18 protein-coding genes and 1 riboswitch are annotated in these 22031 nt (G+C 48.8%); of the genes, 2 read left to right on the forward strand and 16 right to left on the reverse strand.

Translation table 11 applies throughout. The features are described from left to right. Positions 1-22: 22 nt before the first annotated feature. The 9 genes from dapD to KNQ14_RS13460 all read right to left on the reverse strand — a co-directional run bounded on the left by dapD (position 23) and on the right by KNQ14_RS13460 (position 9191). A complete protein-coding gene (gene dapD / locus KNQ14_RS13420) occupies positions 23-730 on the reverse strand; it encodes a 2,3,4,5-tetrahydropyridine-2,6-dicarboxylate N-acetyltransferase (protein WP_075642976.1) in 708 nt (235 codons plus the stop codon). Beyond that, positions 717-1463, reverse strand: a complete 747-nt coding sequence (gene dapB, locus KNQ14_RS13425; RefSeq protein WP_214861308.1) for a 4-hydroxy-tetrahydrodipicolinate reductase — start codon at positions 1461-1463, stop codon at positions 717-719. Before dapB ends, dapD begins: the two co-directional genes overlap by 14 nt. Beyond that, positions 1460-2341, reverse strand: a complete 882-nt coding sequence (dapA, locus tag KNQ14_RS13430; RefSeq protein WP_214861310.1) for a 4-hydroxy-tetrahydrodipicolinate synthase — start codon at positions 2339-2341, stop codon at positions 1460-1462. The genes dapB and dapA overlap by 4 nt, the downstream gene beginning before the upstream one ends. Before the next feature lie 17 nt (positions 2342-2358). Then, complete coding sequence (locus KNQ14_RS13435) at positions 2359-3351, reverse strand: aspartate-semialdehyde dehydrogenase (protein WP_214861312.1); 993 nt, start codon at positions 3349-3351, stop codon at positions 2359-2361. A gap of 13 nt (positions 3352-3364) precedes the next feature. After that, positions 3365-4564, reverse strand: coding sequence for an aspartate kinase (locus KNQ14_RS13440; RefSeq protein WP_023467116.1), 1200 nt, complete (start codon positions 4562-4564; stop codon positions 3365-3367). A 112-nt stretch (positions 4565-4676) separates the two neighbouring features. Further along, a riboswitch (Lysine riboswitch) is annotated at positions 4677-4854 on the reverse strand. A gap of 70 nt (positions 4855-4924) precedes the next feature. Continuing rightward, positions 4925-6295: an argininosuccinate lyase gene (argH, locus tag KNQ14_RS13445; protein ID WP_047395002.1), complete on the reverse strand. Its 1371-nt coding sequence runs from the start codon at positions 6293-6295 to the stop codon at positions 4925-4927. Continuing rightward, positions 6292-7497, reverse strand: a complete 1206-nt coding sequence (locus KNQ14_RS13450; protein WP_214749758.1) for an argininosuccinate synthase — start codon at positions 7495-7497, stop codon at positions 6292-6294. The genes argH and KNQ14_RS13450 overlap by 4 nt, the downstream gene beginning before the upstream one ends. 120 nt (positions 7498-7617) lie before the next feature. Beyond that, positions 7618-8046 (reverse strand): GNAT family N-acetyltransferase, encoded by a 429-nt coding sequence (locus KNQ14_RS13455; RefSeq protein WP_023467111.1) that lies wholly within the window; start codon positions 8044-8046, stop codon positions 7618-7620. Further along, positions 8043-9191: an alanyl-tRNA editing protein gene (locus KNQ14_RS13460; RefSeq protein ID WP_214861314.1), complete on the reverse strand. Its 1149-nt coding sequence runs from the start codon at positions 9189-9191 to the stop codon at positions 8043-8045. Before KNQ14_RS13460 ends, KNQ14_RS13455 begins: the two co-directional genes overlap by 4 nt. A 128-nt stretch (positions 9192-9319) precedes the next feature. Between KNQ14_RS13460 and phnF the strand changes: the two genes are divergently transcribed. Further along, positions 9320-10054 carry a phosphonate metabolism transcriptional regulator PhnF gene (gene phnF / locus KNQ14_RS13465; RefSeq protein WP_023467107.1) on the forward strand — a complete coding sequence of 245 codons (735 nt, stop codon included), beginning with the start codon at positions 9320-9322 and terminating at the stop codon, positions 10052-10054. Positions 10055-10105: 51 nt separating this feature from the next. On the opposite strand, the gene KNQ14_RS13470 is transcribed toward phnF, so the two are convergent. From KNQ14_RS13470 to KNQ14_RS13490, 5 genes are all read right to left on the reverse strand, one after another. Then, positions 10106-11212 carry an LCP family protein gene (locus KNQ14_RS13470; RefSeq protein ID WP_251138407.1) on the reverse strand — a complete coding sequence of 369 codons (1107 nt, stop codon included), beginning with the start codon at positions 11210-11212 and terminating at the stop codon, positions 10106-10108. Between the two features lie 299 nt (positions 11213-11511). Continuing rightward, positions 11512-12273: a glucosamine-6-phosphate deaminase gene (gene nagB, locus KNQ14_RS13475; protein ID WP_050679000.1), complete on the reverse strand. Its 762-nt coding sequence runs from the start codon at positions 12271-12273 to the stop codon at positions 11512-11514. Beyond that, on the reverse strand, positions 12270-13427 hold the full coding sequence (nagA, locus tag KNQ14_RS13480; RefSeq protein ID WP_214861316.1) for an N-acetylglucosamine-6-phosphate deacetylase: 1158 nt from the start codon (positions 13425-13427) through the stop codon (positions 12270-12272). Before nagA ends, nagB begins: the two co-directional genes overlap by 4 nt. 183 nt (positions 13428-13610) lie before the next feature. Beyond that, positions 13611-16169, reverse strand: a complete 2559-nt coding sequence (mprF, locus tag KNQ14_RS13485; protein WP_214861318.1) for a bifunctional lysylphosphatidylglycerol flippase/synthetase MprF — start codon at positions 16167-16169, stop codon at positions 13611-13613. After that, positions 16166-17521, reverse strand: coding sequence for an MATE family efflux transporter (locus KNQ14_RS13490; RefSeq protein WP_058265717.1), 1356 nt, complete (start codon positions 17519-17521; stop codon positions 16166-16168). Before KNQ14_RS13490 ends, mprF begins: the two co-directional genes overlap by 4 nt. Before the next feature lie 92 nt (positions 17522-17613). Here KNQ14_RS13490 and KNQ14_RS13495 point away from each other — a divergent pair, with 92 nt between their 5' ends. Beyond that, positions 17614-18402: a CHAD domain-containing protein gene (locus KNQ14_RS13495; protein ID WP_149426803.1), complete on the forward strand. Its 789-nt coding sequence runs from the start codon at positions 17614-17616 to the stop codon at positions 18400-18402. Here KNQ14_RS13495 and glsA read toward each other — a convergent pair. After that, positions 18393-19325 (reverse strand): glutaminase A, encoded by a 933-nt coding sequence (glsA, locus tag KNQ14_RS13500; RefSeq protein ID WP_023467099.1) that lies wholly within the window; start codon positions 19323-19325, stop codon positions 18393-18395. The genes KNQ14_RS13495 and glsA overlap by 10 nt on opposite strands. 127 nt (positions 19326-19452) lie before the next feature. Then, complete coding sequence (gene clpB / locus KNQ14_RS13505; protein ID WP_214861320.1) at positions 19453-22029, reverse strand: ATP-dependent chaperone ClpB; 2577 nt, start codon at positions 22027-22029, stop codon at positions 19453-19455. Positions 22030-22031: the final 2 nt, after the last annotated feature.

The following is a 22031-nucleotide window of genomic DNA, read 5'->3' on the forward strand; positions in this document are numbered from 1 at the left end:
TTTTCCTCCTCTTCGACGTCAATCAGAGTGAACGTAAATCATCCACCAATTGCGTCTTCTCTTCTGTTTTCGCATCTTTCTGTTTGATGACACGTGCAGGTGTTCCAGCAACGACGCTTCCAGCAGGTACGTCTTCTGTGACGACACTACCAGCAGCGACGACGGCATCTTTGCCGACTTTGACGCCTTCAAGAATGACTGCATTTGCACCAATCAAGACACCGTCTTCAATGATGACAGGTGTTTTTGAAGGTGGTTCGAGGACACCCGCGACCACGGCACCTGCGCCGACATGAACGTTTTTCCCGATCGTCCCACGTGCACCGACGACAGCGTTCATATCAATCATTGTACCATCTCCGATTGATGCACCGATATTGATGATCGCACCCATCATGACGACTGCGTTGTCACCGATGACGACATGATCACGAATCCATGAACCTGGTTCGATGCGCGCATTCAAGTGACGTGTATCAAGCATTGGTACCGCACTGTTGCGACGGTCATACTCCACGTGAACATCCGTGATGCGATCTGAATACTTTTCTAAGAAAGTAGCCACAAGTCCTGCATCCGCGAAGAAAATCTTTGATTCATCTGATCCGAATGCTGTAGCGCCTTCGATCGTCAAGCCCGCCAAATCGCCGTTGACGTAAAGTTTTACCGGTGTTTGTTTTTTAGCATCTTTAATGAATTTAGCAATTTCGTAAGCATCAGTGAGTAACATGTGAATCCTCCTGTGTGTAGAGCGTCTCTAATGTATAGAGTCCCGCTGTTTTTTGAATGAGTGCCTCAGCTGCTTTGATCGCACCAGAAGCAAATACTTTTTTCGATAGCGCTGTATGTTTGATTTCAATCAATTCGTCGACACCTGCGAATAAGACTTCGTGTTCTCCGAAAATCGTTCCACCGCGCATCGCGTGCATCCCGATCTCGTTCGTCTCCCGCTTTTGCCGCGTCTGTGACCGGTCATATATCGGTGTGACGTCACGTGCCGTCTGAATCGTTTGCAATAACAACTCAGCCGTTCCGCTTGGCGCATCGACTTTTTGGTTATGATGTTTCTCGAGCAATTCGATGTCATACGCTCCTGCTAGTGGCACAAGTGTCTTCAGCAGTTGCTGCACCATCGCGATGCCGTACGACATGTTGTACGACTGGAAAATTGGAATTTCTTTTGCGGCGTCCTTGATCGATGCCAGTTCCGCCTCCGAAAAACCAGTCGTCGCGATGATGAGTGGTGTTTTTGTCGCCAGCCCATATGCGAGCAGATCCGGTAGCAAACTCGGATGCGAGAAGTCGATGATCGCATCGACCGTTTCTGACATCTCCGTTAGCTCGGCATATGAAGCGATCGTATCGGATGACTTCGTCCGGTCAACGATCGCTACGACACTTTGTGGTGCGAGTTCGACGACGTATTGTCCTGTCGCCCCATAACCGTGTAACGCGAGTTTCATCGAACCACCCCTTTGTAAGCCCGCATCGTTTCGAGTAAGTGGGCGTGCCCCGCTTCCGATTGACGGACGAGCGGCAAGCGTGGCGCACCGACAGCAAAGCCGAGTTCTTCAAGCGATGCTTTGACTGGAATCGGATTGACGTCACTGAACAAGGCACCGATGACCGGTAACAAGTCTGCCTGAATCTGGCGCGCCGTGACGAGATCTTGCGCTAGTAATGCTTCAGCAAGTGCTTGTGTCTCTGCTGGGTACGGGTTAGAGAGAACTGAGATGACGCCTTGTGCGCCCCATGCCATGTACGGCAGAATTTGATCATCATTTCCACAGAAGACCGCGAAGTCTTCCGGAATCGCCGCCATCAGTTCACCCATGAAGCTGACATCTCCACTCGCTTCCTTAAACGCTTGGATGCGTGGATGACGTGCTAACCTCACTGCTGTTTCGACTGCGATCGCAACGCCTGTCCGCGACGGAACGTTGTACAGCATGATTGGTAATTCGGTTGCATCAGCGACCGCCGTGAAATGTGCGACGAGACCGGCTTGCGATGTTTTATTGTAGTACGGTGTGACGAGCATCGCTGCGTCCGCACCGAGGCGCTCTGCGAGTAACGTCTTCTCGATTGTTGCTGCCGTGTTGTTCGAACCCGTTCCGGCAATGACTGGTACTCGTCCTGCCGTGATTTGAACGGCAGTCGTCAGTAGTTGTTCGAATTCCGTGTTCGTCAGTGTCGATCCTTCTCCTGTCGTTCCTCCGACGACAAGCGCCTGAATTCCTGCTGCGAGTTGTTGCTCGATCAAGCGTTCGAATACGTGTAGATCCAACTCGCCTGCTTCATTAAATGGTGTGACGAGCGCTGTACCTGCTCCTTTGAACATGAAGAACTCCTCCTTTTTTATGAATGAATCGACTGTTCGATGGCTTGGCGTGCGACTTGTACGGCATTCGAGGCGGCACCTTTTCGAATGTTGTCGGCTACACACCAGAGATGGAACGTGTTTGCGAGACTATCATCTTGTCGAATTCGTCCGACATAGACATCGTCCGTCCCACTCGCGTCAAGTGGCATCGGATAACGCGTATTCGCGACATCATCGATGAGGACGACGCCCGGTGCGTTTTCAAGTGCTTCACGGATCGCTGCAACCGTCGTCGGTTGTGTAAACGTGACGTTGATTGCAACCGAGTGAGAATTCGTGACTGGAACCCGGACACATGTCGCACTGACAGGTAATGCTGGAAGATTGAAGATTTTCCGTGTTTCATCAATCATCTTCTGCTCTTCTTTCGTATAGCCGTTCTCAAGGAATACATCGATATGCGGCAAGATGTTATCGTGAATCGGATGCGGATAATTGACGGGCTCTTCTCCGCGTGCTCCACGTGCCAGATCCTCGATTCCTTTTTGACCAGAACCAGATACGGCCTGATACGTCGTATAGTTGATCCGTTCGAATCCCAGTGACTGGAGCGGTGCTAAAGCGACGACGGATTGAATCGTCGAACAGTTCGGATTTGCGATCAAGCGGTCCGTCGCTTGAATCGCTTGCGGATTGACTTCTGGCACGACGAGCGGAATCGTCTCCTGCATCCGGAAAGCACTTGAATTATCAACGACGAGTGTTCCGTTTTCAGCTAGTAACGGGGCATATTGCTCACTGATCGTTCCGCCTGCTGCGAACAACGCGACATCGATCCCGTCTTCCGTGATATTTGGCGTCAGCGCTTGGATCGTAATATCTTCTCCCTTGAACTGTACCGTGTTCCCTGCTGAACGAGCAGAAGCGTAAGCGGACAGGTGGCTGACCGGGAAGTCCAGTTCTGCTAGGACTTGTAACATTTTTTGACCGACGGCGCCGGTTGCTCCAATGACGGCTACATGATACATCCTGTTTTCCTCCTTATAACTCGAACGCGTTTGCAATCGCTGCAACCGTCCGTTCAATGTCTGCTTGTGCAATCGTGTACGAGATGCTGATTTCTGAAGTCGTAACTTGATAGAACGGGATGTTCTCCGCTCGGAAGATTGCGAACAACTTCGAAGCGACACCTGTTGCATCCCGCATCCCGATTCCGACGACAGATAATTTTGCGTGTTGATTATGGCGATCGACCTTGACTGTCGTGAAGCGATCCATGATGTCTTTCAATGCTTCATCGAGGAACTCTTCCTCATCGAGTGGACATGAGAACGATAAGAAAATGTCACTGTCGAACGTCGTTTGACTGATCATGTCGATGTTGACGTGGCGATTGGATAACAGTTCGAAGATATCGGCTACTGCTGCATTCGTTTGCGGTACGTGTTTGATTGATACCGTCAAGACGTTCTTCGTCACACTGACACTCGTCACCGCTTTTTGTTCCATTGTTTCCGTCGCTTCCATGATCCATGTTCCCCTTTTCGATTCAAGTGTTTTCCCGACGAAGATGTGTACGCCGTATTTTTTTCCTAGTTCGACACTCCGCATTTCCATGACCTTCGACCCGAGGGCGCTCATCTCCATCATCTCATCATATGAGATGTGCGGAATCGGTTGAGCAGCAGCATGGATTCGTGGATCAGCCGTATAGACACCGTCGACATCCGTGTAGATTTCACACCGTTTATCAAGGACTGCCGCAAGGGCAACAGCCGTTGTATCCGATCCACCACGTCCGAGCGTCGTGACATCACCGAGTTCGTTGACACCTTGGAATCCAGCGACGATGACGACATCGTATGTTTCGAGTTTTTGTCGTAATAGATTTCCATCAATCTGTTTGATCTTACTTTTCGTATGCAATCCCATCGTACTGATTCCCGCTTGAGCGCCTGTTTGCGATAACGCTTTGACGCCGAGTGAGTTGAGGGCGATGCTGAGTAATGAAATCGTCTGTTCTTCTCCGATGGCAAGCAGACGATCGAGTTCTCGGCGCTCGGGGCGATCTGTGATGGCTTGCGCCTGAGCAATCAAAGAATCTGTCATCTTGCCCATCGCTGAAACGACGACGACAAGTTTTTCACCTTCGGCTGCGCGACTCTTCAAATAATTCGCAATAGACTGAATCTGTTCGACAGTCGCAACCGAGCTTCCACCAAATTTAAGTACAGTTGTCACAATCCTATCTCCTTTGTCCCGATACAGAAAAAAACGACGGGCCGGTAGGAGCGTTCCTACGGCCCGTCGTTATCACGATCGGACAAACGAAGACAAAGTCATTCGTTCTTTTACGTAAGATAGCGCTCCGAAACATCGGTTTCGGCAGTACAACGGATCTTAACCGTTGTACCAGCAAATGAGAAGAAGCATCTTCTCGTTCACTTCGGCGGACTTCCCCTTTCACATCATTCGGCATGCTTGCCTTCAAGAATGATGCTACTCATGTCATCCGCGCCTCTATCTGTCGGTTGTTAGTTACAGTTATAGCAGACATCTTTTGTTAAATCCAGTCATTTGACTGTTTTTTTTCAAAATTCGTCAATTCGCAAGATGCTGTTTCGCGAGTTCGAGTTGCTCCGACACGGCAGCAAACCCTGTCCCGCCGTAGCTAGTCCGGCGTGCTACTGCTTGAACCGGATCGAGGAGCGGATAGACGTCTTCCGTGATATCAGGATGGAACGTTTGATACGTCTCGAGGTTCAAATCCTTCAGGAAACAACCGTTCTGCACACAGTAAAGGACGGCTTTGCCGACGATTTCATGCGCTTCCCGGAACGGTATGCCTTTCGTTACAAGGTAGTCGGCGAGTTCCGTTGCATTCGAGAAGTCTTGCATTGTCGCCTTCTTGAGCGCTTCGGTCTTAAACGTCGCAGATTCAATCATTCCGGTGAAGATTTGAACGGATTGGAGAACGGTATCTGCTGTATCGAAGACCCCTTCCTTATCCTCTTGCATGTCTTTGTTGTAAGCGAGTGGTAATGCCTTCATCGTCGTCAAGAAGCCCATCAGATTGCCGTAGACGCGCCCCGTTTTCCCACGAATCAATTCAGCGAAATCAGGATTTTTCTTCTGTGGCATCATGCTCGACCCTGTCGAGAAAGCATCAGACAACTCGATGAAGCCAAATTCTTGCGATGCCCAGATGATGATTTCTTCACAAAAACGCGAGAGATGCATCATGACGGTCGAGGCGATCCCGAGGTATTCGATGACGAAATCGCGGTCGGAGACAGCGTCGAGACTGTTCGGATAGATTGACTCAAAACCGAGCAACTCGGCAGAACGAAAACGATCGATTGGGAATGTCGTCCCCGCGAGCGCGCCTGCCCCGAGCGGTGATTTCCGGATCCGCTTTTGATTATCCGTCAACCGTTCGACATCACGTTCGAACATCCAGAAATAAGCGAGCAAATGATGCGCAAGCGAGATCGGTTGTGCCCGTTGCAAATGCGTATACCCTGGCATGACCGTCTCGATATGTTGCTCCGCTTGTTCCGTGATGACCGATTGGAGCTCGCGTAATGCCGTCGTCAACGCTTCAACATGTTGTTCCATCCATAGATGTAAATCCGTTGCGACCTGATCGTTTCGGCTCCGTGCCGTATGCAGTTTTCCTGCAACCGGACCAATCTGTTCCGTCAATAGACGCTCGAGATTCATGTGAATGTCTTCATCTGCTAGCGTATACACATGATCCGCTAACGTCGTTTCCAGTTGCTTCAGTCCTTGCTCGATTTGTGTCCACTCGTCTTGAGCGAGGATCCCTTGTTCAAATAGCATCTGCGCGTGTGCGAGACTGCCTTTTAAATCGACGCTCGCTAATTTTTGATCGAACGTGATCGATGCTCCGAAGGCTTCCGCTTGAGCGGAAGCACTTTCCGTAAAACGTCCACCCCAGAGTTTGGTCATTTCGTTACACCCGCCTGACGATGTACGCTCGCATGCGTCGAAACGGCAAGTCCGTGTAATTTGATGAAGCCTTTTGCTGCTTCATGATCGAACGCGTCTTCTTTCGTATACGTCGCAAGTTTCTCATCGTAGAGTGAGACAGCGGACTGACGACCTGTCACGGTTGCGTTTCCTTTGAACAGTTTAACGCGAACTTCTCCTGTGACGTCCTGTTGTGTCGCCGTCAGGAATGCTTTCAAGCCTTTCGTCAATGGTGCATGGAAGAGACCGTTATAGATCGTTTCTGCGTATTGTTTGCTGAGTAGTGGTTTGAAATGCGCGACGTCCTTCGTCAATGTAATCGTCTCGAGTGCAGCGTGCGCTTTGAGTAACACCGTTGCGCCTGGGCACTCATAGACTTCCCGCGATTTGATACCGACGAGACGGTTCTCGACGTGGTCGATCCGTCCGACCCCATGTGCACCAGCGATGATGTTCAGTTCCGTGATCAGTTTCGCCAGTGGATACGTCGTTCCGTTGATCGAGACCGGAACACCTGCTTCAAAGCCAATGATGACTTCTTCTGCCTGATCCGGAGCGTCTTCTGGCGCTACTGTCAACGCATAAGCGTCTTGCGGTGGCTCTGTCCAAGGGTTTTCTAGGACGCCACATTCGTTACTCCGTCCCCAAAGGTTCATGTCGATTGAGTATGGGCTGTCGAGGTTGATCGGAATCGGCACGTTGTTTTCTTTCGCATAGGCGATTTCTTCTTCCCGTGACCATTTCCATTCCCGGACCGGTGCGATGACTTCGAGTGATGGATCAAGTGCTGCGACTGAAACTTCGAACCGGACTTGGTCGTTCCCTTTTCCGGTACATCCGTGAGCGACTGCCGTCGCACCGTGCTGATGCGCGACTTCGACAAGCTTTTCTGCGATCAACGGACGCGAAAGCGCTGAAATCAACGGATAGGCATTTTCGTAATGCGCGCCATATTGAAGTGCCGGTAAAACGAAGCCTTGTGCGAATTCTTCTTTAACATCGAGGACGATCGATTCGATCGCACCGACGAGGAGTGCTTTTTCTTTAATGATGGATAAATCTTTTCCTTCTCCGACATCCATGCATAAGGCAATGACGTCATAGTCCTTGCTCAACCACTTGATGGCTACCGATGTATCAAGTCCCCCAGAGTAAGCTAAGATCAATTTTTGTTTCGACATGTATAATTCCCTCCTGGTTTTAAATTCATCTGCCTGTATAAAAATTCATTATGAATTATATATATATACATAGAAAACAAAAAAAAGAAACCCTTTTTGCAGGATTTCTTTCAAAATGACTTACATTTTTTTCTCCATCGTCCGGTGTGGGATGCCCGCATCATCGAATTCATCGGAGACGATCGTATAACCGAGTCCTTGATAAAACGGAATCGCTTGGACTTGTGCGCCGAGTGTTAGCAATTGCTTCCCTTCGCGACGTGCGACTCGTTCCATCGCCTGCATCAACTCGCCACCGTATCCTTTTCCTCGCGCTGTCGCTAGCGTCGCGACACGCTCTACCTTCATCCGTTGGTCGTCATATGGACGGGTACGCCCCGTTGCGACCGGTCGACTCTGCTCATCGAGGACAAGCAGATGAATCGCTGTTTCATCATGTGTATCATATTCAAGATGGCGTGGTACGCCTTGTTCCTCGACGAAGACACGCTCCCGGATCATCCGGACGGCTTGATGTTGTTCTGCTGTACGTACTTGAATGACTGTCATGACTGATATTCCTCCCGTAATCGATTGACATATGCCATCGCATCATCCCGATTCGTAAATTGTGCCTGTGCCTGAAGCGCACTTCCTCCGCCTCGCCCATTGAATGCTTGAACATGTGATTTAGCGAACTTCCCGAGATGGGGTTCACCCGGACTACTCATCAGTAGCTTGTTCGTCGTCGCATTCCAGACGACGCCGACGCGTCCCGCTTCTTGAATCGCTTTAGCAAGTTGCTCGGATATTTTGATTTCTTCATCCAGATGTTCAAACACAAGAATGCCTTCTTGTTGTTCTAAAGCATGAGCGAGTGTGAACGTCGCGAGTTGTTCCTGGGCGTGTTCGACCTGTTTCGTTAAGCGTTTCTGCTCTTCTTGTAACGCTTGGACGGCTTCTAGCATTTGAACCGGTTTGACCGACAAGGCTTGCGCTGCTTCCCGTAAAGCTCGTCGTTCTGCCTGTAGGAGTTGATATGCCCGTTCCTTTGCGACATAAGAAAGACGAATATTTCCACGAATTCGTTCGACTCCAGTAAAGAGAATCGACTCGAGCTGTGCCGTCGAATCGAGATGCGTTCCACCACAGGCACTATAATCGAGTGTACCGATTTGAACGACGCGAATTCGTCCTTCGACTTGTGGTGTTTTTCGTAATGGTAAGCGTAGCGCTTCCGCCTCGTCATACTCGGTCGCTGTGATCGGTAATCCTTGTTCAATCACCTGGCGTAATCGTCGATCCAGCTGTTCTTGTTGCAGAGTTGTCCATTCAGGTGTCTCGATATCAAGCGTCGAGACCTCACTTCCCGTCCGAAAACTAAGTGTCTTGATATTTGATTCATCTTGTAGGATTGCAGAGATGACATGTTGTGCCGTATGCTGCGCCGCATGATCAATCCGGACTGCGTCATCTACGATCCCGGTGACGTCACCTGTGAGCGGCGTCGCCAGTTGGTGCCAGACGACACCGTCTTCGATTTGGACGTCAAGGACCGGTTGATCGTTCAATGTTCCACGGTCCGCCGGCTGTCCACCGCTCTCCGGATAGAAGTAACTTTTCTCTAAAGCAACCCAATAGCCGTCTACTTGTTTTGTTGCGCGAATGGATGTCTGAAAGGTTCGGACATCGGATTCTATTTGTTCGGGGCGCATGCCTCGACCACCTTTCTCTGTCAGTTTCACTCTGTATTATGCCATATTTCATCCAGAATCGTTTGTCGGCTTGCCTTTTTCCTAGTACACTAGACGAAAGACTACCGATCGCGAAGGGACGAAATGCCGTGATTCAGCATATCAATAAAAATTCACCACTCCCCATCTACTATCAAATCGAAGCTGCCTTAAAACAACAAATCGAAAGCGGTGTTCTTCAACCTGGCGATCTAATTCCGTCCGAGCGCGAATTTGCGGAAGCGCATCAAATTAGCCGAATGACGGTCCGGCAAGCCATTTCAAACTTGGTCAACGCCGGTTACTTGATTCGTCAAAAAGGACGAGGAACATTCGTCGCGAATAAAAAAATCGTCATGCAACTGTCTGGCTTGACGAGTTTCTCGGAAGAGATGGAACATCTTGGACTAGAACCGACGAGTGCGCTTCTCTCCTATCAAATCATCGACGCGTCGATGACGATCGCAAACAAGCTCCGGATTCGCGAAGGGGCATCCGTGTATGAATTGAAACGTTTACGAATCGCAGATGAGCAAGCGCTTGCCCTTGAGACCGTCTATATCCCGGAACAGCTCTTACCTGGACTCGATCAAGACGTCGCGACCGCATCGCTCTATGCATTTGCAGAAGCGAGCGGATTAAATCTTGGACGTGCGAGTCAAACGTTCGAATCACGTCTTGCAACAAAGGAAGAGGCGGGTCATCTTGGTCTATCGACCGCTTCGCCTGTCTTATCCGTCGAGCAACTGACGTATCTCGCGACGGAGCAACCGTTTGAATACGTCATCTCCGCTTACCGCGGCGACCGCTATACCTTCACCGTCGAAATGGAACGCCAACGCTAAAAATCCCCTTGTATCGTCGTACAGTGACGATACAAGGGGATTTTCCAACGCTTATTGTTGAGTTTCTGTATTGGGAATTGACTCTTCTGTCGTACTTTGTGCCGGGTCTGTCTCTTCCTTGATCGGTTCGACTTCTTGACCTTGCATCGCTTTCGCTAAATTACTTTTCACTTGCTCCAATTGATTCGGATCGAGATGGTATTCCCATTTCCCGCTAATACCGATGTAGCCTTCTCCAGCGAGTTGGTACTCCGTCGTATTACGTAGCGCTGCTGTGAAATCTGCTAAGCGTGTATAATCGTTCGGACCTAAGTTCGTTTCGACGTTATCACCGACAGCATCCAAAATATCACGGTATGCACTGAGGGAACGGAAACTTGCCGCTTCTTTGGCGACCGCCTGAATGACTTGCATCTGTTTTTGACCGCGTCCGATATCACCGAGCGGATCATCATGACGGTTCCGGACGTAAGCAAGTGCTTGCTCTCCTGTTAAATGTTGCATCCCTTTATCAACAGTGACAGTACCGGCTTTACGTTTTGAATCTTGCTCTTTGAACGCATATCGTACATCGATGTCTACGCCGTCCAATGCATCGATCAATTGAACAAATCCTTGGAAATTAACTTTAACAACGTGATTGATTTGAATACCGAGTAGGTTTTCTGTCGTTTCACGTGCTAATTTAATCCCATTATAGGAATTCGATTGATCCATCGAACCGAAGTAATGGGCATGGGTGATTTTATCTTGCTCAACACCTGTCTTACCATAAGGTACATCGTATTTCGAATAATCGATGTTCACGAGTGAATCACGTGGAATACTCGTCAACACTAATTGTTCCGTTTTTTTATTTAAGATTCCGACGATCATGACATCTGATCGCGCCGGTTCATTTCGTTCTTTACTTTTTTTCGTTTCATCCGTTCCAAGAATCAAGAACGATTCAGACGGAACATCATCATATTTAGAGCTCACCTTTGAGCCAGGAATCTTAATCTGCGTCTTTGCCAATGTTTCTTGCGTTTTAATAAAAACAGCTCCAGCATATCCAGAACCGATGATTGTGACAAGCAGGACGAGTGCAGCGATGACCTTTAAGAACATCTTGCCAGCACTTGGTTGTCTCTTTCGTGCGGATCGCGTTTCCATCATGTAAACCCTCATTTTCATGTAAATTTTCCGTAAAGTTCGCTAATCTCCATTATCCGTACATTTAATGAAATGTCAATTTACGTTTCGATTAAAGAAATCGTATGGAATCGTTGCACTGAAAAAATAATGGACCCTTAGTGCGCTGTATCATGAGATTGAATGATCTTGGTATATGTCCTGTTGATGCCTTTCTATCAAAATAAAAAATCGCTTGAGACTAGGCTCAACAGAATAAAAAAAAGGAATAGAGTCAATCCAATGATTGTCTCTATCCCTTTTGATTCATCGCTCTTCCATCGTCATACTTTCATGAAATTCAGATAAGCCGCTCGTCCTGTACGTTTAGCGTCATCTGACAATAAAGATGCAGCTTCTTCGTCCAAAATCACCATGACATCAGCATGACGCTTGAGTACAGTCGCTGGACAATCCGTTGTTGCGACACCTTCCATCATGTCGCGAACCGCTTCTGCCTTTCGTTCACTAGAAGCAACGAGAAGGATTTTCTTCGCTTCCATGATCGTACCGATTCCCATCGTGATCGCCTTCGTCGGTACTTCTTCTAATCGATCAAAGAATCGTTGGTTCGCTTCTCGTGTCGACTCTGTCAATTCCGTTACGTGTGTCTTAGCATCGAACGGTGTACCTGGTTCATTGAAGGCGATGTGTCCATTCGCTCCGATTCCAAGTAATTGAATGTCGATTCCTCGATTGCGGACGAGCGCTTCATATCGTTCACTTTCGCGCACGGGATCTTCTGTGTCCCCGATTGGAACGAATGATTCCTTAAACGCGACATCTTTGAATAGATGCTCTTGCATGAACGTATGATAACTTTGTGGATGCTCTGGGCTGAGACCGACATATTCGTCTAGATTAACCGTCGTCACATGTCGACAATCGAGCGAATCCTTCCGCCATTCTTCATAGACGCCGACCGGTGAACTTCCCGTTGCCAGTCCTACCGTCAAACCTTCTGGGTGACGCTCAATTTCCTGTTTCAAAAATTGATAGGCCACCTGTGCTAATTCTTCTCCTTTTTCTACGATCATCCATTTCATGAGGTAGACTCCTTTCCGTTCGTGATCCGGTGTCGCGTACCACGATGAATCGTTTCTTGAATGTGTAGCGCTTCGTCGAGCAGGACGATGTCCGCATCCTTGCCGACCGAGAGGCTTCCCTTTTGAGTCAATTGAAGTTCTTTTGCCGCATTGACCGATGTCATGCGGACCGCTTCTTCGAGCGAACAGCCTGTATAGGCGATGATATTCCGTAAGGCGGCGTCCATCGTTAAGACACTTCCAGCTAAGCTTCCGTTTTCAAGACGTGCCGCACCGTCTCGAACGAATACAGCCTGACCACCTAACTCATATTCACCATCAGCTAATCCTTTTGCACGCATCGCATCCGTGATGACGATCAGTCGATCTGCGCCTTTCATTCGGTAGGCGAAGTCGACCATTTCTGGCGCACTGTGAATCCCATCCGGAATGATCTCCGCATAGACGTCTGGTGTCAGGAGGCAATATCCGACCGTGCCCGGTTCCCGGTGATGAAGTGCCCGCATTTGATTGTAGAGGTGGGTACCATGCGTGACGTGACCGGCTTGGTTTTGGGCATACGTCGCGTCTGTATGTCCGGCTGACGGAATCGCACCCGTCAAGCGCACCGCTTCTTCGAACGCCCGTGCTCCCGGGCGTTCCGGAGCGTATGTGACGAGCTTGATCGTGTTCCCTGCTGCTTTTTGCCATTTCAAGAACTGCTCGACATCCGGTTCGACGATATGTTCGTGAGGCTGTGCACCCGCATAATCCGGATTGATGAATGGTCCTTCAAGATGAACGCCGACGATCGTTGTATCGTCTTGCGCTACGACTTCTCGGACCGTCTCAAGCGCGCGTGTGATATTTCCCCAGTCCTGAGTAATCGTCGTCGCTAAAAATGATGTCACACCTTCTTGTAACATCTGTCGGCTGAAATGACGCAACCTCTCGACATCTCCATCCATGACATCGACATCATATCCCCCATGAATATGCACATCGATCATTCCCGGAATGAGTGATTGATGCTGCGCATCGATCATCTCTTCTCCTGCGATTTCCTCGAATTTCGACATGGGGCCAATCGCCTCGATTGTTCGGTCAAAACGAATGAAGCCGTCTTCAATCGTCTGCTCTCCCGTGTAAATCCGAGAATTGATGATCACTGTCATCTGGCATCTTCCTTTCTCTATCCGTTCCATGACTTGCTTCCGTATCTAGTATAACGCGATTAATTCTAGTTGTATAGACCTTTGTACATTTAAACAAAATTATAAAAGGACGATCCCGCATATCCGTAGATATAGGGTCGCCCTTTGTATACCCGTCGATTGCCGACTTCATGCGTCAGTCGATCATGGTAATAAAATCCGGTCTTTCTTTCGAGAAATCAGACGCGTTGCTTTTAAGATTGCCATCGGTAACGATTGACGCTTTCGGTAAGCCAGATATCGTCCTTCCCATTTTGGATCATACTTTTCTTTGTATCGTCGTAGACCGGTGAAACTATACATGTAGCGAATATTATTGAAGACATCCGCTGCCACACGTTCTTGCCAGAAGGACGTCTCGTCTTCTCCGACAGACGAAAGCGGAGCCATTCCCATGTTGAACGTGTGGTAGCCTTCATCTTTCGCATACTCGAATAGTCGGATGAACATCGCATCCATGATTCCATTCGGTCCATCTGGTCGAAAACGCATCAAGTCAATCGATAGGACCCCTTCTTGGTAAGCAGGCATGAATGTCATGAACCCGATCAATCGTCCTTCCGCTTCACGCATGATGCCAATCGGTGCCCGGTTTAAATAAGGTTCGTGGAAGTAACCGAGCGAGAAACCTTTCTCGGACTTCCCTCCTAACCATTCGTCGGAGACCTCTTGTAGTTCTGCTAATAGTGTTCCTGAAATAGGTGGCTCGACTACTTCGAACGTCATGCCCTCTCGTTCAAAGCGATTTTTAATCGATCGAAGTCCAGCTCGTTTTTTCCCTGATACAGTGAAAGATGGGATATCAACGATCGCTTCTTCCCCGAGTTTGAAGAAGTTGAAGCCAAAATCATGATAGAGAGACATATTTTGCGCTTGAATTTGATAGATGTTCGGAATATATCCAAGATCTTCGACGCGACGTAAGAAAGACGCGATGACTTGTGAATGTTCCTTCGGATCTCCACTGGGGTCGCCAAGGACCATGATCCGATTACCGGTCTGACTGAACTGGATGAATGAACGTCCTGTTTCGGAGAAGAAGAAACGTTTATCACCTAGAAACGCGAGATGGCTCAAATAATTCCCACCCTGCTCACGCAATACCGATTCGATCTTTTCAGCATCGAATCGCTCACCGAGAACCGGTTGATTGAATGTGTTGAATAAGCGGATGAAGACGAGAACATACACGAGCGCAAAGATAGAGGCACTCGCTGCAAACATGAAAATTTCGTGTGCCGGATACACTTTTGTTCCATCTGCTGATCCGAGTGTATAGAAGGCGTATCCAAAAAAGACGAATCCTCCAATGTACAATAGACCAGCGAAGGCAACCCGGATGAAGCGTGTCGTCGTAATGAGCGTTCGTTCTCGGTGAAATGCTTTTCGCGACATCAGTAGCAAGACGAGAACGATGATGACGGCAAGGAAGGAAATCAAGTTAAAACCACGAAGTGCCATTCCAATCAATGCGAAAAAAGATGCCCCGTACATCATATATAACGACCGTTTTGTTCGACGATACAGTGCTGTCGATAAGAGGACGAACAATAAGCCGCCCATCAAGAAGAAACTATTCGCGAGTAACAGCGCTTCATGCGGTAATTTCGATTCCAAATATTCATACTGCGTCGAGACAGGTGGTAAAATCGCCAGTCCCCAGATCGTGATTCCGGCAAAGAGTGTGATCAACGCGAGTGTGAAATGACGAATTTTACTGAGGAATCGCAGTTGTAAGCGCCAAATGACACCCCCGACCTCCATCGATGGACCAACGATCGGTTTGTCTTCGATCATCTTGACGACCGGACCGCTGAACTCCCGAGCTGAGAAAATGACACCGATCAGGAACGGAATCAAGTAGTAGACAAGACGATAGATCAATAATCCGGTCAAGACGATGCCTTCCTCGACACCCGCGCGCTGCATGCCGATCAAAAACACTAAGTCAAACGAACCAAACCCACCCGGTACCATCGAGATCAAACCGGCTGTCGCAGCGATAATGAAAACACCGATGACTTTTGAGAAACTGACATCCGTTCCGAGCGCCGCGAGGATCAGATAGACGACAACGCCAGCACTGAACCATTCTGCGAGTGAGACGAGTGAATATAACGCAATCGATTTCGGATGGATGCTGCTATTGCCTCGTCGAAACGAGAACAGCAAATAGAGTGGAAAGAAGAATGCGACACCAATGATGACGGGCCACAACCATTTTTTTAAATCGAGCACTTCGAACGCTGGAAAAACGTGCAGAAGCGATAAGGCAGATAAGATGGACAATCCACTGATCAACGTCGGTGCCATCCAGCCGATCGCCTTCAACAAACGACCGCCTTCAACAAATGGTCGATAAAGAGCGGATCGAATCGCCATCCCAGCGAGACCACCGAATCCGATGATCCCGTTAAAGGAGTTCGCAATCCAGGATGCTCGGAAAATTAGTCCGATCGGTGCTTTCGCCTCCAATGAACGTAATAAGAAGAAGTCATAAAAGAACATCGTCGAGACTGCCGCAAGACCTGCGAGAATCAACAGGATGAATTGCCAAGATGGGACTTGACGAATCGCTTGAATCGATTCCTGTAGCGACAAACTACGCAATTCGTTTTGTCCTTGATAAAAAATGAATCCAATCAAGACGATCGGCAAGATGATCTTCGCAATCGTCATGATGCGTTGTTTTGAGAATTTCAAGCTGCCAGCCTCCTTGATTTACGGATTAAATGCATAAGACGAACAAGTAGTAGCGTTGCTCCGACCGCAAGACCGATGATCAATCCCCACCAGTAACCATCTGGTCCGAGCGTCGTATAGCGTTCGAGATAAAAACCTAATGGTAGTCCAATGACCCAGTAGGCAGCAATCGTCAACAAGAAGGTGACGTTGACATCCTTGAATCCACGTAATGCACCTTGCGTCGGTGCAGCAACGGCATCCGACAGTTGAAAGAAAATCGCTAAAATCATGAAGTGTGCGGCTGCTTCGATGACTTGAGGATCACGACTATATAAAGCGGCAAGTTCTTCATTCTTTAAATACAACAAGATCCCGGAGAACAAGGAGACGGCAACACACATCGTCAATCCAATGACGACGTACTGGACAGCGTCCTTGATTCGTTTGGCACCGACCTCAAAACCGACTGTGATCGTCAAAGCGGACGCAGCAGATAATGGGATCATATAGACGAACGAAGCGAAGTTGATGGCTGCTTGATAGGCACCGATGATGACATCGCCGTACGCTCCGAGCAGCAACGTGACCGCCGAGAAAATACTGACTTCAGAAAAAATCGCAAGACCAATCGGGGCACCGAGTAGAATCAATTCCTTGATTCGCTTCATGTCTGGACGGTAAAAGCGCCGCAGAATCCCAAGGCGTTGAAATAACTCTCCTTTAAAGACGACAGCGATGATCGCTAGACAAAGAATCCAGTACGTGATGGCAGTCGCAACTCCCGCGCCCACTCCACCAAGTTCCGGAAAACCGAAGCTTCCGAAGATGAATAGATAATTGAAAAGGACGTTAATGGGTAAAGAGATTAGTAGTAAGACCATCGTGATATTTGATTTGCCTAATGAATCGACGAGTGTTCGTAACACGAAGAAAACGAACATCGGTACGATTCCGAGTGCTAACATCACGAGGTAATTTCGCGCGACTTCACGCGCCTCTGCTGATAACTCCATCCGTTCGAGAATCGGATTGACAGCAATCAGTCCGATGACGACAGTCAAACCAATGATCACGACAGCAACGTACAACGCCTGCATGACGATCCGTTTGACTTCCCGCTCGCGTTTTGCTCCCATCGCTTGGGAAACGAGCGGTGCGACGGCAAGTAGAATACCGGTCAGTCCTGTGTAGACGGGTGCCCAGAGACTTGCTCCAACACCGACTCCTGCTAAATCAGCAGAACCATATCGACCGGCCATGACCGTATCGAAAAAACTAATTAAGTAAAACGCGACTTGCGTTACGAGGATGGGAAAGAAAATTTTCATGAATTGCTTCATCTTTCCTGAGAACGTAACTGTTTCTAACATGTTTCCACCACATTTCAGGAGGAGTCCTCCTTAATTTTAAAACCTAGCACTCTTGAACTCTTACGAAAATAATCCGAGGAGGGATTCATCTCATGAACCATCGAGATACTGAAAAGCTGACTTTCGAACTGCTTGAGACATGGTCGACCTTCAATCATTATGCCAAAGAGGCTCAAACGTTTGAAAATCCGGAAGATGTCCATCAAGCGCGGATTCGGTTACGGAAACTAATCACATTCGCCCGATTGGTCGATTTAACGGAGGAACCCGTTTATTTGATTTGGAAGCGACTGATGCATGCTTTCGGCGAAGTCCGTGACCTCGACGTACAACTCGAAGCAACCTCAAATAAAACAGAAATCGATCAGTTGTTCGCGAACCATGTCGCTCTGCAACTTCAAGGAAAACGTTCGACTTTAATCGAGACGATGCATCTCTTGATCTCAAATGAACTGGATCGATCCGTTCGTCGCTTTTTAGCCGGTCCGATGACAAAGCGCCTCAAACGGATGTCAGAAAAAGAGCTGATTCAGGCCGCCGAGAAACGCTATGAAAAAAAACGTGAACAATTTGAAAAAGTGCAACGAAAGGATGGAACGAAGCGTGTCGAACGGATGCATGAATTACGGCTTGCTACAAAAGCATACCGTTATACGGTCGAGTATCTTCGTCCCTACACGCATCAACCGAAGTCTGCTGTCGATCGTCTAAAGGCAACCCAGACACGACTCGGACACATCAATGACACGTATCAGCGATTAGAAAGATGGCGCTCTTTCGAGGTTCCATCTGCTTATCAAGAAGAGCGTTTGCGTCAGATCAAGCGGTTAGAGGACGAACTACGTTCTGCGCTTGATCAGATTGAAATCGCTCATGGATGACGTTGAACGAGTAATTCCAGCATCTTTGTTCCGGCAATCGAGTTCCCTTTGGCATCAAGCGATGGTCCAAAGACACCGATTCCGAGATCGGCCATATCGAAATCACTTCGACCGCAAGCAACGACTGCACCGGAAACACCACTTTTTCCTGGAAGCCCGACTTGGACGGAAAATTCTCCAGATGCATCGTACATGCCACACGTCGTCATGATTGCTCGAATGATTCGTGCGTTCCGACGTGAAATGACTTGGCGTCCTGATGGTGTTTTTCCAGATGTACTCAAAATTTTCCCCATCATGGCAAGTCCTTTACAGTTCGTCAAAATCGCACATTGTTTCGTATAGACGTCGATGATTTCTTCGACATTTCCCTCAATCACACCGTGATAGCGCATGAAGTAGAGCAGTGCCCGATTCAAATCTGTCGTTTCGAATTCCGATTCAGCAACATCTGCGTCATATTTTACCATTTCTACTTCAATATCCAATAGTTTTGCGATGAATTGACGCAATTGGAGTAATTTATCGGCAGCATCCGTTCCCGGTAACATGCTCGTCACGGCTAATGCCCCTGCATTGATCATTGGATTGAGCGGTTTTGTCGGAATCGTCTCTTCAAGTTTTGCGATCGAATTGAATGCATCACCTGTCGGTTCCATCCCGACTTTTGAAAAGACATAATCTTCTCCGAATGTCTCGAGGACGAATGCGAGCGTGATGATCTTCGATACACTCTGTAGTGTAAACATCGTATCCGCATCACCTGCCGAGACGAACGTTCCGTCGGCGTTACAGACGGCGATTCCGAGTTGTGTTGGATCAACCTTCGCAAGCTCTGGAATATAACTGGCGACTTGTCCAAGCACTGTATATGGACGGCATTCTTCAATCAACTCCTCGAGTTGGGCTTGTGTAACATTCATGGCGTTCCCTCTTTCTCTTTTTTTCTAGCTTATCACGCATCTGACGAATACGGATATGGTTCTTCCGTAAACGCTAAAAGGAGTCGACTCGTTTCAGCCGAGTCGACTCCTTTTTCTAGCATCTGCTTCATCCGTGGACGACTAGTTCGCCGTCTTCTACGTCAATCGCAATCCGGGCGCCATCTTGTATCGCCCCACTGATCAAGGCACGGGCAAGTTTCGTCTCAATCGTTCGTTGCATATAACGATTGATTGGACGTGCGCCGTATTGTGGTTCGAAGGCTTCTTCGAAAATCAACGTCTTCGCAGCATCCGTAACATCAATCGTAATGCCACGTCCAGATAAACGTGAACTCATTTTCTCGACCGCTTTGTCGATGATTCGTTCGATTTCCGTCCGGTGGAGTGGATGGAATAAAATCGTATCATCGATCCGGTTCAAGAACTCCGGTCGGAAGTGGCGCTTCAGTTCTTGGCGAACGGCTTCTTCTTCCGCTGCATCGATGACACCATCTTTGGCTGCTTCAAGCAGGATCGGTGCCCCGATGTTTGACGTCATGATGACGATCGTGTTCTTGAAGTCGACGACACGTCCTTGTGCATCTGTTAAACGACCATCATCGAGCAACTGAAGCAAGATATTAAAGACGTCTCCGTGCGCTTTTTCGATCTCATCGAACAACAGCACTGAATACGGGCTCCGTCGGACGGCTTCCGTCAATTGACCGCCTTCTTCATAACCGACATATCCCGGAGGCGCACCGACGAGACGGGAGACATTGTGTTTTTCCATATACTCCGACATATCGATGCGGACGATGTGATCTTCACTATCGAACATCGCCGCTGCCAAGGCTTTGGCGAGTTCTGTCTTCCCGACCCCTGTCGGACCGAGGAACAAGAACGAGCCAATCGGGCGGTTCGGATCCTTGATGCCTGCGCGCGCTCGAATGACAGCGTCCGCGACGAGACGAACCGCTTCGTCTTGACCGAAGACGCGCTCATGGAGCGTATCTTCGAGATAAAGTAATTTTTCCCGTTCGCCCTGAGCAAGCCGCGTCACCGGAATACCGGTCCATTTCGAAACGATGTCGGATATCTCTTCTTCCGTCACCGCTTCTCGAACGAGTTCGTGTGAGACGTGTTCAGATGACTCTTCCGCGACTTTCAGATGTGCCTCAAGATCCGGAATTTGACCGTACTTGATTTCCGATGCTCGGTTCAAGTCATAGCGCCCTTCCGCTTCTTGTAATGCCAGTTTTGCCTTCTCAAGATCCGCGCGTAACTGTTGGACACTTTGCGAACTCTCTTTTTCCCGTTCCCATCGTGTCCGAAGCGCACTCTCGTCTTCTCGAACAGAGCTGAGTTCTTGTTGTAAGACGGTAAGTCGTTTCCGGGATGCTTCATCCGTCTCTTTCTTTAATGCCGCTTCTTCGATTTCGAGCTGCATGACCCGACGGACGAGTGAATCGAGTTCAGCTGGCATTGACTCCATATCGGTCCGAATCATCGCACATGCTTCATCGACGAGATCAATCGCCTTATCCGGCATGAACCGGTCCGTGATATACCGATCGGATAACATCGCCGCCGCGACGAGCGCATTATCATGAATCCGTACACCGTGGTGAATCTCGAATCGTTCTTTTAGTCCACGCAGAATGGAGATCGTATCCTCGACATCTGGTTCCGCGACGAGGACTTGTTGGAAGCGACGTTCGAGCGCCGGGTCCTTTTCGATATACTTCCGGTACTCATCCAGCGTCGTCGCACCGATACAGTGCAATTCTCCTCGCGCAAGCATCGGCTTGAGCATGTTTCCGGCATCCATTGCGCCGTCCGTCTTCCCAGCACCGACAATCGTATGCAGCTCATCGATGAACAAGAGAATCTGTCCTTCGGCTTCCTTGACTTCATTCAAGACTGCTTGCAGTCGCTCTTCGAACTCACCACGGTATTTCGCACCAGCGACGAGCGCACTCATGTCTAAACTGAACAACTGCTTGTTCTTCAGACTCTCCGGTACATCTCCTCGGACGATCCGTTGCGCGAGTCCTTCAACGATTGCCGTTTTCCCGACGCCGGGTTCTCCAATCAAGACGGGATTGTTTTTTGTCTTCCGACTCAAAATCCGGATGACACGTCGAATCTCATCATCACGACCGATGACCGGGTCTGTTTTCCCAGACCGGAAATCCGCTACGAGATCACGTCCATATTTTTTCAGCACATCAAACGTCTCTTCAGGATTTTTCGTCGTGACCTTCCGATTGCCTCGCATACTGACGATCGCTTCCCGGAGTGTCTCTTCTGTGATGCCTTGACGACGTAGGTACTGAGCTGCTGGACTTGATTGTTTGATCAATGCTAGCAATAAGTGTTCGACGGAGACATAGTCATCCTGCATGAGACGCGCTTCCGTCTCTGCTTCCGTCAACACGTTCAGCAACGAGCCCCCGATCCGAGGCGTCGTCGCCTGGGACAAAGCAGGAAGCTTACCAATCGCCTCGTCAATCGCTCCATTCAATGTCTCAATCCGTTGATTCAGCTTTTCAAAGACGACTCGTGCAATCCCTTCTTCTTGAGCAAGTAAGGCAAGTAACAAATGCCATTCTGTGATTTCACTATGACGACGTTGTTTCGCGATCGCTTGGGCAGAGACGATTCCCTCGTGTGCCCGATCCGTTAAACGTTCAAAATCCATCC

Origin of the sequence: Exiguobacterium sp. s161 (genome assembly GCF_018619045.1) — a bacterium.
Lineage (GTDB): Bacteria > Bacillota > Bacilli > Exiguobacteriales > Exiguobacteriaceae > Exiguobacterium_A > Exiguobacterium_A indicum.

What these genes read in the sequence shown, in the direction of transcription:
- dapD (WP_075642976.1), bottom strand. Translation starts at nt 730, where the DNA reads ATGTTACTCACTGATGCTTACGAAATTGCTAAATTCATTAAAGATGCT.
- dapB (WP_214861308.1), bottom strand. Translation starts at nt 1,463, where the DNA reads ATGAAACTCGCGTTACACGGTTATGGGGCGACAGGACAATACGTCGTC.
- dapA (WP_214861310.1), bottom strand. Translation starts at nt 2,341, where the DNA reads ATGTTCAAAGGAGCAGGTACAGCGCTCGTCACACCATTTAATGAAGCA.
- KNQ14_RS13435 (WP_214861312.1), bottom strand. Translation starts at nt 3,351, where the DNA reads ATGTATCATGTAGCCGTCATTGGAGCAACCGGCGCCGTCGGTCAAAAA.
- argH (WP_047395002.1), bottom strand. Translation starts at nt 6,295, where the DNA reads ATGACCAAACTCTGGGGTGGACGTTTTACGGAAAGTGCTTCCGCTCAA.
- KNQ14_RS13450 (WP_214749758.1), bottom strand. Translation starts at nt 7,497, where the DNA reads ATGTCGAAACAAAAATTGATCTTAGCTTACTCTGGGGGACTTGATACA.
- KNQ14_RS13455 (WP_023467111.1), bottom strand. Translation starts at nt 8,046, where the DNA reads ATGACAGTCATTCAAGTACGTACAGCAGAACAACATCAAGCCGTCCGG.
- KNQ14_RS13460 (WP_214861314.1), bottom strand. Translation starts at nt 9,191, where the DNA reads ATGCGCCCCGAACAAATAGAATCCGATGTCCGAACCTTTCAGACATCC.
- KNQ14_RS13470 (WP_251138407.1), bottom strand. Translation starts at nt 11,212, where the DNA reads ATGATGGAAACGCGATCCGCACGAAAGAGACAACCAAGTGCTGGCAAG.
- nagB (WP_050679000.1), bottom strand. Translation starts at nt 12,273, where the DNA reads ATGAAATGGATGATCGTAGAAAAAGGAGAAGAATTAGCACAGGTGGCC.
- nagA (WP_214861316.1), bottom strand. Translation starts at nt 13,427, where the DNA reads ATGACAGTGATCATCAATTCTCGGATTTACACGGGAGAGCAGACGATT.
- KNQ14_RS13490 (WP_058265717.1), bottom strand. Translation starts at nt 17,521, where the DNA reads ATGTTAGAAACAGTTACGTTCTCAGGAAAGATGAAGCAATTCATGAAA.
- KNQ14_RS13495 (WP_149426803.1), top strand. Translation starts at nt 17,614, where the DNA reads ATGAACCATCGAGATACTGAAAAGCTGACTTTCGAACTGCTTGAGACA.
- glsA (WP_023467099.1), bottom strand. Translation starts at nt 19,325, where the DNA reads ATGAATGTTACACAAGCCCAACTCGAGGAGTTGATTGAAGAATGCCGT.
- clpB (WP_214861320.1), bottom strand. Translation starts at nt 22,029, where the DNA reads ATGGATTTTGAACGTTTAACGGATCGGGCACACGAGGGAATCGTCTCT.